This is a genomic window from Myxococcus sp. AM010, from assembly GCF_013372585.1.
Lineage (GTDB): Bacteria > Myxococcota > Myxococcia > Myxococcales > Myxococcaceae > Myxococcus > Myxococcus vastator.
The window spans coordinates 50,354-63,745 of sequence record NZ_JABXEO010000003.1; the positions used below are offsets into that span (position 1 = coordinate 50,354).

At 72.9% G+C, this 13,392-nt stretch carries 9 protein-coding genes; 8 read left to right on the forward strand and 1 reads right to left on the reverse strand.

Annotation, left to right across the window (positions count from 1 at the left end; translation table 11 throughout):
- Positions 1-153 precede the first annotated feature (153 nt).
- Positions 154-771, reverse strand: a complete 618-nt coding sequence (locus HV826_RS02705; protein ID WP_176415442.1) for a LysM domain-containing protein — start codon at positions 769-771, stop codon at positions 154-156.
- A 102-nt stretch (positions 772-873) separates the two neighbouring features.
- Between HV826_RS02705 and HV826_RS37965 the strand changes: the two genes are divergently transcribed.
- The 8 genes from HV826_RS37965 to HV826_RS02745 all read left to right on the forward strand — a co-directional run bounded on the left by HV826_RS37965 (position 874) and on the right by HV826_RS02745 (position 13,368).
- Positions 874-1,935 (forward strand): HEAT repeat domain-containing protein, encoded by a 1,062-nt coding sequence (locus HV826_RS37965; protein WP_176415443.1) that lies wholly within the window; start codon positions 874-876, stop codon positions 1,933-1,935.
- Between the two features lie 122 nt (positions 1,936-2,057).
- Positions 2,058-3,170: an OpgC domain-containing protein gene (gene opgC / locus HV826_RS02715; protein WP_255217012.1), complete on the forward strand. Its 1,113-nt coding sequence runs from the start codon at positions 2,058-2,060 to the stop codon at positions 3,168-3,170.
- A gap of 68 nt (positions 3,171-3,238) precedes the next feature.
- Positions 3,239-4,447 carry a TolC family protein gene (locus tag HV826_RS02720; protein ID WP_217918473.1) on the forward strand — a complete coding sequence of 403 codons (1,209 nt, stop codon included), beginning with the start codon at positions 3,239-3,241 and terminating at the stop codon, positions 4,445-4,447.
- 32 nt (positions 4,448-4,479) lie between these two features.
- Positions 4,480-5,553 carry an efflux RND transporter periplasmic adaptor subunit gene (locus tag HV826_RS02725; RefSeq protein WP_255217013.1) on the forward strand — a complete coding sequence of 358 codons (1,074 nt, stop codon included), beginning with the start codon at positions 4,480-4,482 and terminating at the stop codon, positions 5,551-5,553.
- On the forward strand, positions 5,550-8,639 hold the full coding sequence (locus tag HV826_RS02730; RefSeq protein ID WP_176415446.1) for a CusA/CzcA family heavy metal efflux RND transporter: 3,090 nt from the start codon (positions 5,550-5,552) through the stop codon (positions 8,637-8,639). Before HV826_RS02725 ends, HV826_RS02730 begins: the two co-directional genes overlap by 4 nt.
- 22 nt (positions 8,640-8,661) lie before the next feature.
- Positions 8,662-9,342 (forward strand): response regulator transcription factor, encoded by a 681-nt coding sequence (locus tag HV826_RS02735; RefSeq protein ID WP_176415447.1) that lies wholly within the window; start codon positions 8,662-8,664, stop codon positions 9,340-9,342.
- Positions 9,339-10,697, forward strand: coding sequence for a HAMP domain-containing sensor histidine kinase (locus HV826_RS02740; RefSeq protein ID WP_176415448.1), 1,359 nt, complete (start codon positions 9,339-9,341; stop codon positions 10,695-10,697). Before HV826_RS02735 ends, HV826_RS02740 begins: the two co-directional genes overlap by 4 nt.
- Before the next feature lie 118 nt (positions 10,698-10,815).
- Positions 10,816-13,368 (forward strand): excinuclease ABC subunit UvrA, encoded by a 2,553-nt coding sequence (locus HV826_RS02745; protein ID WP_176415449.1) that lies wholly within the window; start codon positions 10,816-10,818, stop codon positions 13,366-13,368.
- Positions 13,369-13,392 lie beyond the last annotated feature (24 nt).

Sequence of the window (13,392 nt, forward strand, 5' to 3'; positions counted from 1 at the left end):
ACGGGCCCGCCGTGCAGCCGCGGGTCCTGACCTGGATGCGCTGCCACTGCTGGCGGCGGCGCCCGGTGGACCCGTGGCGCGCGTAGCCTAGCCAGTTACGGAGCGTGCGTGTGTACTGCGCTCGCTGTTACGCGGACTGTGTGTGGAGTCCGCTCAGACGGGAATGAAGACGCGCTGCGTGCCACCCGTGCTGAGCCGCGCGACGTGGTCGCTCGCCTCCATGCCGTTGCCCAGGGTGACGGCGATGTGGCCGTGGGGGTTGCCCGGCCGGTTGTAGGCGTCGGTGACGACGATGGCGCCCGGCGGGAGTTGGTGGATCTGCGCGTCCGAGAGCCGCACCTCGCGGAAGCGCGAGTCGCGCGCCAGCACGTTCCCGTACATGTACGCGGAGGGCAGGGGGTTGACGTGGAGGCCCGCGGCCGCGAGGGACCGGTTGACGCCCTTGGCGCACCAGCCGGTCGTGTTCATGCTGGACGCCATGGAGCGGGCCGAGGCGGCCAGCCGCTCCGCGTTGGAGCCGAAGCGGCCTGGATCCGTTCCCGCGGCGCCCGCGTTGCCAGCGGCGCCCGCACGGCCCCCGCTCGCACCACCCGCGGCGGCCCCGCCGGACGCCTGGAAGTCGTCACTGCGGCCCGGAATCTTGAGCGTGGCGCCCGCGTAGATGAGGTCCGGATTCTTGATGTCGTTGGCCTTGGCGAGCGCGGACACGGACGTCCCGTAGCGGTTCGCGAGTGCCGACAGCGTGTCACCCGACCGGATGCGGTAGCTCATGATGGAGTCTCGTTCTTGGAAATCGGGAAGCTTGGCGGGATTATCGCCCGAGCCTTGCCTGGGTTGCGTCCCACCCGGCAATTTTCGTTCGAGGAATCTCTGGTGAACCGCGTCCGCTCGGTCGATGAATGGGTTGTCCTGCTCTCCACGTCATCGGGGCCCGAGCAGGAGGAAGCCCAGGAGTGGTTGGGGGACGCACTGGGAGCGGAGGACGACCTCCTCCGGGAGCGGACGGCCCAGTTCCTCCTGGATGCCATGGCCCGGCCGGGCGCCGCGGTGGGGCCCATCCTCTCCGTGCTGCAGCTGGCCTGGTGGCCTCCGCCGGCGCGGCTCGCGGACGCCGCCGTGCGCGCCGTGACGGCGGCCCTGACGGGGCTGGAGGCGGGCCACCCGGCGGTGGAGGACGCGGCGCTGGTGCTGGCGAATGTGTGCCGCGTCGCGCCCGCGCAGCTCGCCGCGTTGGAGGCGGCGCTGGGCCACGCGCATCCCGCGGTCCGGCGCGCGGCGGCGGGCGCGGTGGGGCGGGTTGGGGACGCCGCGGTGCCCCTGCTGCCGCGCCTGGTGCCCTTGTTGAAGGCGGAGGAGGACGTGGCGGGCGCGGCGCTGGAGTCGCTCGGCGCGCTGGCGTCACTGGCTCCGGAGGTCGCCACGCCCGCGTTGCTGGAGGAGGCGCGGACCGCGGAGGGCACGCGGCTCTACCTGGCCCTGACATCGCTGCGGAGCCTGGTGGAGGACGCGCGCCGCAAGGGTGGGGCGCTGCCCGCGCTCCCCGGCCTTCATGAGGCGATGCGCCGCGCACTGGAGGCGTCGGAGCCCGCCATTCGCGTGGAGGCCCTGTCGCTGCTGGGGCTCACCGGCCCCGCGTCGCCCGCCGTGCAGGAGGCCGTGGCGGGGCACCTCCAGGACGCGAATCCCTCCGTGGCCGCCTGCGCCGCGGTGGCGCTGCTGCGCCTGGGGGCGCCCGCGCAGCCGGCCCTGTCGCTGCTGCAGACCCAGCTCTCCTCGGTGGATGCGCCAGAGCTGCGAGGGGCCGCGCTGTCCGCGCTGGAAGAGGTGGAGCCCGCGACGCTGGGGCAGGCGAAGGGCATGTTGAGGACGGTGGTGGACACGTCCTCGGGCCCGACGCGTGACGCGGTGAAGGTCCTGCTCGACGCGCTGGGCTGAGCCGCGGGCGGGCGCTGGGCCTGACCTGTCGGAATGGGCTATGCACGGTGTGGAATCCTCCGTTGAGGACATCCTCGACGGCCCACCTGCCCCAAGCGCCCCTCAAGCCGACCTTCGCCTCCATGAACCGCAGACCCGAGTTCGACAGCCTGCGCGGCATCCTGCTCGTGTTGATGACGCTGACGCACCTGCCGACGCGGCTGAACACGATCAGCAACCAGCCCTTCGGCTTCGTCTCCGCGGCCGAGGGCTTCGTCTTCCTGTCAGCGTTCCTCGTGGGCGTGGTGTACGCCAACAAGCTCGAAGTGGCGGACCCGAACGTGCTGTGGCGCAGCCTCTGGCAGCGTGCGCTCAAGGTCTACGGCTACCATGTGGCGCTGCTGGCCTTCGCGTTCGCGGTCATCGGGACGTTGGGCATGGCGACGCACCGGCCCGCCATCCACAACCTGCTGGGCTTCTTCCACGAGGACCCCGTCACCGCGCTGTGGAGCAGCTTGTTCCTGCTCTACTGTCCGCCGCTGCTCGACATCCTCCCGCTCTACGTCGTGCTGCTGTTGCTGACGCCCTTCATCCTGCTGGGCGCGCGCAAGGGAGGGTGGACGCGCATCCTGTGTCTGAGCGGGCTGGTGTGGTTGTCGGCGCAGCTGGGCTTGAAGCGCTCGCTCTACGACTTGCTGGTGTTCATTCCGGTGCTGCCGTGGCCACCGCTGCGCATCGAGCTGTCAGGGGCCTTCGACGTCTTCGCCTGGCAGTTCCTGTGGGTGCTGGGCGTGTGGCTGGGCGTGGGCCGTGCCACGGCGCCGGAGAAGCGCGAGGCCGTTTCGCCCGTGCTGCTCAGCGGGGCGCTGGTGGTGAGCGTGGCGTTGCTGCTGATGCGCTACCAGGTGGGCATCTTCAGCATCGACCTGGACCTGTACGGCGCCCTCATCGACAAGTGGACGTTGGCGCCCGTGCGGCTGGTGAACTTCCTGGCCGTGGCGCTGCTGGCGAGCTGGCTGAGCCCCAAGCTGTTCCGCTGGCTGCGTCCCCGCGTGCTGGAGGCGCTGGGCCGCGCGTCCCTGCCGGTGTTCTCCGTGCACCTGGTGCTGTGCCTGCTCAGCCTGGCGCTGCTCAATGAGAACGAGGACCCGCTGGCGGACTGGGAAGAGGTCGTCGTGCTGGTGGCCACGTTCACCGTGATGCTGCTGGTGGCGTGCAGACAGGCGGCGGCGCCGCGCAAGCGCCCCACCCAATAGGGGTTCTCTGAGAATTCTCTCAGGATGCCCTCAAGCGGCATGCGGGCGCCCTCCCTAGGGTGCGCCGCATGTGGGTCCTTCTCGTCACGCTCCTCGCCGCGGCTCCGGCGCAAGAGTCCCCGCCGCTCACCTTCGCCGAGTCCCAGGCGATGGCCGCGAAGGCCGCGCTGCCCGCGAGCCTGGCGCGCGCCGTGGAAGCGCGGCGCGTGTGGGACGCGCGGCTGCCGTGGCTCGCCGCCAACCCCACGCTCAGCGTGGTGCCGGGGCGCCGCGCCCAGCCCGACGGTTCGGGCTTCGAGCTGACGGTGTCGGTGGAGCAGCCGCTCTTCCTGTCGAACCTGGCGGGGGCCCAGCGCGACGCGGCGAGCGCGGAGACCCGGGCGCTGGAGCGGGAGGCCGTGGCCGCGCTGCTGAACCGACGGCTGGAGGTGGCGCGGGCCTGGCTGACGCTCTGGTCTGCCCAGCAGGCCGCGGCGACGGCCGAGCAGGAAGCGACGCTGGCGGGGGCGCTGCGCACCTCCGTCGAGGAGGCGCTGGTGCTGGGCGGCGCCACCCGGTTGGAGCTGGCGGAGGCGGAGGGCTTCGAGGCAGAGGCCCGGCTGGCGCTCCTGGCGCGCGAGGCGGAGGTGACACACGCGCGGCTGTCGTTGGCGGTGCTGGTGGGCCGCCAGCCCGATGCGCACCTGGTGGTCGCGGAGGCCCTGCCGGAGGTGGCCTTGCCGCCACCTTCCGAAGAAGCGCGGTGGCTGGCGCGCGCCTCCGAGCTCCCAGAGGCGGAGGCCCGGCGGCTGCTGGGGGTGGCGGAGCGGGCCCGCGCGGCGGAGGTCCGGGCCGCGCGGGGCTGGCAGGTGACGGTGGGCGCGCAGGGCGTGCGTGAGTACTACGGCGGGCTCAGTGGCCTGTTGATGGTGGGCGTGACGCCGCCGATGTTCGACGCTGGCCAGCGCGAGCGTGGCGCGCTCCTCGCCGCCGCTGAGCGCCTGGAGGGCGAGGCCCAGGAAGCCGCGCTGCGCGCCGCCGCGGAGCTGGCCCTGGCGTTCCATGAGCGCGAGCACACCGCCGCGCAGCTCTCCGTCGTCGAGGAGTCCCTGGTGCCCAAGGCCGAAGAGGCCGCGCGGCTGGCTGACGTGCTGCTGCGCGCGGGCCAGAGCACGCTGCCTGACGTCCTGCGCGCCCGCCGCGCCCGTGCCTCCGCCAACATCCGGCTCGCGCTCGCCCGTGGCGAAGCCTCGCTCGCCGCCGCGCGGCTCCACCTCCTGCTCTCCGCCCTGCCATGACGCCCTTCGTTCGACGTTTCGTCGCTGTGCCGATGCTCGCTCTCTCCGGGGCGTGCACGTCCGGTTCCTCCACCGCGGAGGCCCCTCCCGCGGCGCCCCCCGCACGCGCGTCCGCGCCCTCGGCGTGGGTGCCCGTGCGCGCGGCGTCTCGCGTCGCCCTGGCGGAGGCCCCCGCGTTGGTGCTGTCCGGCCCGGACGCCGTCGCCGCGCTCTGCGCGCCGTTCCGCGCCCGCGTGCAGCAGGTGCGCGCGCGGCCGGGCCAGCAGGTCAAGGCGGGAGCCCCGCTGGTGGAGGTGCTGATGCCGGAGGTGGTGGAGGCGGCGGGGGCCGCCAGCGCCGCCTCGCTGCGGCTGGAGGCCTACTCGCGGCAGGTGGAGCGCCTGGAGGCGCTGCATGCCCAGGGCCTGGCGAAGCTGCCCGACCTGGCCGACGCCCAGACGCAACAGGCCGAGGCCCGCGCCGCCCTGGTCGCGGCGCACGCGGTGCTGCGCGTGGCGGGCCTCGCTCCCGGGGAGGCCCGGGGCGTGGCGGAGCGCGGCACCGTCTGGCTCAAGAGCCCCATCGGCGGAATCGTCACCGAGGTGCGCGCGGTGCTGGGGGAGATGCAGCCCGAGGCCAGCGCCGCCCTGGTGCGCGTGGCCGCCGACGGTCCCGCGCGCCTGGAGGCCCGCTTGTCCGCGCGTCCTCCCGAGGGCGCCAGCTTCGCCTTCGTGTCGTCCCAGGGCATCGCCGTTCCGGTGCGATGGGTGGGCCAGTCTCCCGTCGTCGACGCCGCGGATGGAACGTGGCGCGCGTGGTTCGAGCCGGAGGACAGCGCCGCCGTGCTGCGCGCGGGGCAGGGTGGCCGCTTGCGCATCCATGCCGCGGCGGGCGACGACACGGTGCTGGTGCCGGCGCGCGCCCTGGCCTTCGACAGCGCGCGCACGGTCGTCTTCACGCGCGGCGCTGAGGGGCAGGCCGAGCGTCGGGAGGTGGAGGTGCTGGCCACCTCCGGCGCTGAGGCGTTGGTGAGGGGGCCGCTGTCCGCCCGGGACGCGGTCGCCGCCGACGGCGCGGCCTTCCTGCAGGAGGCTCAGGCCGGTGACGGCGACGAGGTGACGCCGTGATTGAAGCCCTCGTGCGGTGGTCGGTGCGTCACCGGGGCTGGGTCCTGGCCCTCACGGGCGTGCTCGCCCTGGCGGGCGTGGCGGTGTCGCTCCGGCTGGAACTGGACGCGATGCCGGACATCACCACCAACCAGGTGCTCGTCCTGACGCGCGCGCCCGGCCTGACGCCCGAGGAGGTGGAGCGGCTGGTGACGCGGCCAGTGGAGGTGGCCTTGGGCGGCATGCCCGGGCTCGAGGAGCAGCGCAGCCTGTCCCGCTACGGCCTGTCCTCCGTCACCGCCGTGTTCGCGGACGACGTGGACCCATACCGGGCCCGGCAGCAGGTGCAGGAGCGCCTCAACGTGCTCGGCCCCACGCTGCCCCCGGGCGTGGACCCACCGGAGCTGGGGCCGCTCACCGGAGGGTTGGGTGAGGTGTTTCACTTCACGCTGTCCTCGCCGGAGCGCACGGGCGCGCAGCTGCTCGAGCTGACGCAGCTTCGCGTGGCGCCCCGCCTGCGCTCGGTGCCGGGCGTGGTGGAGGTCAACAGCTGGGGAGGCCATCAGCGCACGCTGGAGGTGCGCGCGGACGCGGTGCGCCTGGCCCAGCGGGGCGTGACGCTCGCGCAGTTGCGTGACGCGCTGGAGCGCGCCACCGGCAGCGCCCCGGGCGCGAGCCTCCCGGTGGGGGAGCGCCACGTCCTGATTCGGGCCGTGGCGCGGCCTCGGGTGCCGGCCGACCTGGCGGAGGCGTTGATTCCCCGGCCTGGGGCCATGGCCGTGCGCCTGGGCGACGTGGCCGAGGTCACCGAAGGCGCGCTGCCCCGCATCGGCAGCGCCACCTCCAATGGGCGCGGCGAGACGGTCTACGTCATGGTGCAGATGCTCCGGGATGCCAACGCGCTCGCCGTGACGAGCGCCATCTCCGACGCGCTCCCCGAGGTGCGCGCGCTGCTGCCCGAGGACGTGCGGTTGGACGTCGTCTACGACCGCGCCACCCTGGTGCGCGGCACGGTGCGCACCGTGGGCAAGAACCTGCTTGAGGGCGGGCTGCTCGTCGTGGGAGTCCTCTTCCTGTTGCTCGGCAGCGTGCGCGCGGGCCTGCTCGTCGCTTCGGCCATTCCGTTGTCCATGCTGGGCGCGACGGCCGCCATGGTGGCGCTGGACATCCCCGGCAACCTGATGAGCCTGGGGGCCATCGACTTTGGCCTGCTGGTGGATGGCGCGGTGGTGATGGTGGAGGGCCTGTTCCACCGGATGGCGCACCTGTCGCCCGAGGAGAAGCAGCGCCCGCCCCGCGAGCACGTCGAGGAGACGGCCGTGTCCCTGGCCCGCCCCGTCTTCTTCTCCGTGCTCATCATCCTGCTCGTCTACCTGCCCATCCTGTCCCTGCGCGGCGTGGACGGGAAGATGTTCCGGCCCATGGCGATGACCGTCGTCTTCGCGCTGGCCACCGCGCTGCTGCTGTCGCTGACCTTCATCCCCGCCGCCGCGAGCTGGCTGATTCGCCCCGAGCACGTCCCCGCGCGTGCGCCGTTGCTGGTCCGCTGGTTCGAGCGCCTCTACGCCCCGGTGTTGGGGCAGAGCGTGCGCCGGCGCGTGCCCGTGGCCGCCGTGGCCGTGTTCCTGCTGGGCGTGGGTGGGTGGATCTTCGCTCGCGCGGGCACGGAGTTCACGCCGCAGCTTGACGAAGGCGACATGGTGATTCAGACCACGCGTGTCCCCGACATCAGCCTGGAAGCCGCGGTGCGCGAAGCGGGCCGGATGGAGCGCGTCCTGCTCGAAGCGATTCCGGAGGTGCGCCAGGTCGTCTCGCGCGTGGGCAGCCCCGCGGTGGCCACCGACATCATGGGCCTGGAGATGGCGGACGTCTTCGTGTCGTTGGCGCCGAGGGACGCATGGCGGCCCGGGCTCACCCGTGAGTCGCTCATCGAGGAGATGGGGCAGGTGCTGGACGCCCGCGTCCCAGGCGGAGACCCTTCCTTCACGCAGCCCATCCAGATGCGCTTCAACGAGCTGCTCGGCGGCGCGGTGACGGACGTGGCGCTCAGCATCTACGGCGAGGACCTGACCGAACTCGGGCGCCTGGCACGCCGGGCCGCGGCGCTGTTGAGCCAGGAGCCGGGGGCGGTGGACGTGCGGGTACTCGCTCCGCCGGAGGTGCCGCTCTTCGAGGTGACGCCTCGTCCGCTGGATTCGGCCCGCGCGGGGCTGGGCGCGGTGGACGTGCTGGAGGCGGTGAGCGCGGTGCGCAGCGGCGTGGAGGTGGGCGCCACCTGGGATGGGTCGGTGCGCGTGCCCATCGTCCTGCGGTTGACGGGCGCGTCCGAGGCCTTCGCCCTGGCCGAGTTGCCCCTCCCCACGCAGGCGGGGGGCCTGGTGCCGCTCTCCCGCGTGGCGGATGTGCGGTTGACGTCCTCGCCTGGGCTGGTGAGCCGGGAAGGGGGGCAGCGCCGGCTGGTGGTGGGCTTCAACGTGCGGGGCGCGGACCTGGGGACGGTGGTGGAGCGGGCGCGGAGCCGCGTGGAGCAGGCGCTCGCTCCGCCGGATGGTTACCGGCTCGAGTGGGGCGGACAATACGAGACCTTGACGGAGGCACGGCAAAGGCTTTCGCTGGTGCTCCCCGCCGTGGCCCTCCTCATCTTCGCCGTGCTGCTGTTCGCCTTCCGCCGCATGCGTCCCGCGCTGGCCATCTTCGCCAACGTTCCGTTCGCGTGCGTGGGCGGGATGATGGCGCTGGCGGCCCGGGACCTGCCCGTGTCCATCTCCGCGGCGGTGGGGTTCATCGCGCTGTCCGGCATCGCGGTGCTCAACGGCGTCGTGCTGATGTCGCGCGAGCAGCGGCTCGAAGCGGACGGCCATGCTCCCGCGGAGGCGGTGGTGATGGCGGCGCGCGAGCGGGCCCGGCCGGTGCTGATGACGGCGCTGGTGGCGGCGCTGGGCTTCATCCCGATGATGCTCGCTCGCGGGGTGGGCGCCGAGGTGCAGCGGCCCCTGGCCACGGTGGTGGTGGGCGGGCTCATCACCTCCACGCTGCTGACCCTGGTCATCCTCCCCACGCTCTACCCGTGGTTCGCGGGTGGGACGCGCACGCAGGCGCGTGCATGATGGGGAAAGGGAGGCCGGTGCCGTGAGGCTGCTGCTGGTGGAAGACGAGGAGCGGATGGCGAACCTCCTCCGGCGAGGGCTCGGGGAAGAGGGCCACCTCGTGGACACCTGCCGCACGGCGGAGGACGCGCTCGACCAGGCGGGCGAGGTGGCCTACGACGCCATCATCCTCGACTGGGCCCTGCCCGGCATGGACGGCGTGGCGCTGCTGCGGCGCTGGCGCGAGCGCGGCTTGATGACGCCGGTGCTGATGCTCACCGCCCGCGGCACGGTGGGCGAGCGGGTGACGGGCCTGCGCGCGGGCGCGGATGACTACCTGGTGAAGCCCTTCGCCTTCGAGGAGCTGCTCGCGCGCCTGGAGGCGCTGCACCGCCGCTCCGAGGGCCAGACCCCGTCCTGGGGTGGAGGGCCCATCCACATCGATGCCCGGCGGCGGACGCTGACGTGTGGCGACCGGGAGGTGGCCTTGACGGGCCGCGAGTTCGCCCTGCTGGGGGAGCTGGCCTCGCGCGCGGGCGAGGTCCACACCCGCTCCAGCCTGCTGGCGAAGGTGTGGGGCCCCAGCTTCGACGGGCCCCCCAACATCGTGGACGTCTACGTGGGCTACGTGCGCGCGAAGCTGGCCGAGGTGGGCGCGCAAGGGGTGACCATCCAGGCGGTGCGTGGCGTGGGCTTCCGGTTGGTGATTGAGGGCGCTCGGTGAGGTTGGTCCGGCGGATGTGGCTGTGGGGCGCGGTGGTGCCCGTGGTGGCGGTGGTCGCCGCGCTGGGCGTGGCCGTCCAGGTGTTCCGCGTGGTGCTCGAGCGCACCCTGGATGAAGCCCTGCTGTCGCAGGCCGCGGCGGAGAGCGTGAGCCTCTTCGACGCTCCGGATGGGCGCCCGCACCTGCACGTGGAGCCCTCTCCGTTGGCGGGAGAGGTGCGTGCCTTCGTCCCCGCGACCCGGCTCTACGGGCCGGATGGAACGCTGCTGGCCGTCTTCCCGCCCGAATCACCGACCGTCTACGACCGGGTGCTGCCCGAGGACGGGCCCACGTCGCGGCTGGAGACGCGGCGCCTCGGCACGGGGCTGCGGCTCCGTGTGTTGACGGTGCAGGTGCGCTCGCCGGAGGGCGTGCCCCATGTCCTGCAGTTGGTGGCGTCCCTGGGGACGGTGGACCAGGCGGTGGGCACCTTCACCTCCGTGGCCACGGTGCTGGCGCTGCTCCTGGGCGGGGTGCTGATTGGCATCCAGGGCTGGCAGGCGAGGGGGCTCGCGCGAAGGTTGCACGGCATCGCGGACCAGGTGGCCCACTCGCGCGATGGCGGGATGGTGGCCCCCGTGCCCGCGGATGAGCCTCGGGACGAAATCATGGAGGTGCGCCTGGCGCTGACGGAGGCCGCGGTGCGGGTGCGGGCGGCGCGTGAAGCGCAGGAGCGCCTCATCGCGCGCGCCGCGCACGAGCTGCGCACGCCGCTGGCCCTCATGCGCACCGGGCTGGACCTGGCGCTGCGGCGCGAGCGGGGCGCGGAGGTGCTGCGCGCCGTGCTGGAGGAGAACCGCCGCGAGGTGGACCGGCTGTCCAGCGTCGCCGGCGCGCTGCTGGAGCTGTCGGCGGCGGGCGGTGCCCTCGATTTGCAGCAGGGGGAGTTGCGCGGGCTGCTCGACGAAGCCGCCGCGGGGGCGTGGGCGGAGGCGGACCGTCGCGGTGTGTCGCTGCGCGTGGTGGGCCCCGATGAAGCCGGCTGCCGGATGGATGCGATGGCCGTTCGTCGAGCGGTGGACAACCTGCTGGCCAACGCCCTCCGTTACGCGCCTCCTGGGTCCGAGGTGCGGCTGGAGCTGGCGCACCGGGACGCGCACTGGGAAGTCGCTGTGCAGGATGAGGGGCGCGGCATCCCGGAGACTCACCGTGAGGACGTCTTCACGCCTTTCCACCGCCTGGAGCGGGACGCGGGAGGCGTGGGGTTGGGGCTCAGTCTCGTGCGCGAGGTGGCGCGGGGCCATGGCGGCGACGCGCGCGTGGTGGAGTGCCCGGGCCCGGGCGCGCGGGTGCTCCTGACGCTGCCTGGCCTGTGAGCCCGGGAGCGTTCGTTGGGCCCTGAGCCATCGCCCGTGTTCCCGCGTGTCTCCCACATTCGCCTCGGGTACAACGCCGCCGCAGTTCATCCCTTTCTGACAACTCAGCGTGGGGCGCATGGCCAGGGCTCGTCGTTCGAAGCAGCAACCAGATTCTTCAGGGACCGCCGAGCAGGGCTTCGTGGAGGTGCGCGGCGCGCGTCAGCACAACCTGAAGAACCTCGACGTCCGAATCCCTCGGGACGCGTTCGTCGTGTTCACCGGCGTGTCGGGCTCGGGCAAGTCGTCGCTGGCGTTCGGCACGCTCTACGCGGAGGCGCAGCGGCGGTACTTCGAATCCGTGGCCCCCTATGCGCGCCGGCTCATCGACCAGGCGGGTGTGCCGGAGGTCGACGCCATCGACGGGCTGCCCCCGGCCGTGGCGCTCCAGCAGCACCGCGGCGCGCCCACCACGCGCTCGTCCGTGGGCAGCGTGACGACGTTGGCGAACTCGTTGCGGCTGCTGTACTCGCGCGCGGGCACGTATCCGCGGGGCCAGCCGCACCTGGACTCGGACGCCTTTTCGCCCAACACGCCCGCGGGCGCGTGCCCCAAGTGTCACGGCCTGGGGCGCATCTACGACGCCACCGAGCGGTCCATGGTGCCGGATGACACGCTGACCCTCCGCGAGCGGGCCATCGCCGCCTGGCCTCCCGCGTGGCACGGCCAGAACCTGCGCGACATCCTGGTGACGCTCGGCTACGACGTGGACCGGCCGTGGCGGGAGCTGCCGAAGAAGGACCGGGACTGGATTCTCTTCACGGACGAGCAGCCCACGGTGCCCGTCTACGCGGGCTTCACGCCGGCCGAGACGCAGCGGGCCCTCAAGCGCAAGGCGCCGCCCAGCTACATGGGCACCTTCACGGGGGCCCGACGCTACGTGCTCCAGACCTTCGCCACCACCCAGAGCGCGCTGATGAAGCGGCGCGTCTCGCAGTACCTGGTGAGCGGCGACTGCCCCGAATGCCACGGCAAGCGCCTGCGCCGCGAGTCCCTGTCCGTCACCTTCGCGGGGCTCGACATCGGCGAGCTGTCACGCCTGCCGCTCAACAAACTCACGGACCTGCTCGCGCCCGTGGCGGCTGGGACAGCCAAGGACGTGGCCACGCTCGCCCGCGCGCATCCGGAGAAGGCGCTGGTGGCCCAGCGCATCGCCCATGACGTGTTGGAGCGCGTCAACGTCCTGACGGAGCTGGGCCTGGGCTACCTGTCGCTCGAGCGCGGCACGCCCACACTGTCTCCTGGCGAGCTCCAGCGCCTGCGGCTGGCCACGCAGGTGCGCTCCAACCTGTTCGGCGTGGTGTACGTGCTCGATGAGCCGTCCGCCGGGCTGCACCCCGCGGACACCGCCGCGCTGCTGAAGGCGCTGGACCAGCTCAAGGGCTCGGGCAACTCGCTGTTCGTGGTGGAGCACGAGGTGGACGTCATCCGCCACGCGGACTGGATTGTCGACGTGGGGCCCGACGCGGGCGAGCAGGGCGGACAGATTCTCTACAGCGGTCCGCTCGAAGGACTGAAGGCGGTGGAGGTGTCCCGGACGCGGCGCTATCTCTTCGGCGACGCGGAGCAGCGCCGCGGCACGCGGCGTTCGCCCAAGGGCTGGCTGGGCCTGCGGGGCGTGTCGCGCAACAACCTGAAGGCGCTGGACGTCGACTTCCCGCTGGGTGTCCTCACCACGGTGACGGGCGTCTCCGGCTCCGGGAAGTCGAGCCTGGTGAGCCAGGTCCTGGTGGAACTGGTGGCCGGACACCTGGGCCACGCGGTGCCGGAGACCGAGGAGGAGGGAGAGGCGCTGGAGCGCACGGTCATCCACACCACCGGCGGCAGGATTGTCTCCGGCATGGAGGGCATCAAGCGCCTGGTGCAGGTGGACCAGAAGCCCATTGGCCGCACGCCGCGCTCCAACCTGGCGACCTACACGGGGCTGTTCGACAACGTCCGCAAGCGCTTCGCCGCGACGCCCGCCGCCCGCTCCCGGCGCTACGACGTGGGTCGCTTCTCCTTCAACGTGGCCAAGGGCCGCTGCGAGACGTGTGAGGGCGAGGGCTTCGTCAGCGTGGAGCTGCTCTTCCTGCCCAGCGTCTACGCGCCGTGCCCCACGTGTCAGGGGGCCCGCTACAACGCCAAGACGCTGGAGATTCAGTACCGGGGCAAGAACATCGCAGAGGTGCTGGGCATGACTGTGGACGCGGCCCACGACTTCTTCAGCGAGGATCCGCTGGTGCAGCGGCCGCTCGCCGTCCTGCGGGAGGTGGGGCTGGGGTACCTGCGGTTGGGGCAGCCGGCGACCGAGCTGTCCGGCGGCGAGGCCCAGCGCATCAAGCTGGCCACGGAGCTCCAGCGGGCCCAGCGCGGCAGCTCGCTGTACGTGCTGGACGAGCCCACCACGGGCCTGCACCCCTTCGACGTGGACAAGCTGATGACGCAGCTGGAGGGGCTGGTGGCCTCCGGCAACACCGTCATCCTCGTCGAGCACGACATGCGCGTGGTGGCCGCCAGCGACTGGGTCATCGACATGGGGCCGGGCGCTGGAGACAAAGGCGGGCGGGTGGTGGTGGCGGGGCCACCGGAGGAGGTGGTGGGCCTGCCCTTCAGCCAGACGGCGCCCTTCCTGGAGGAGGCGCTGGGCTGAGCTTCCAGCGCCCGCCGGAGCCTC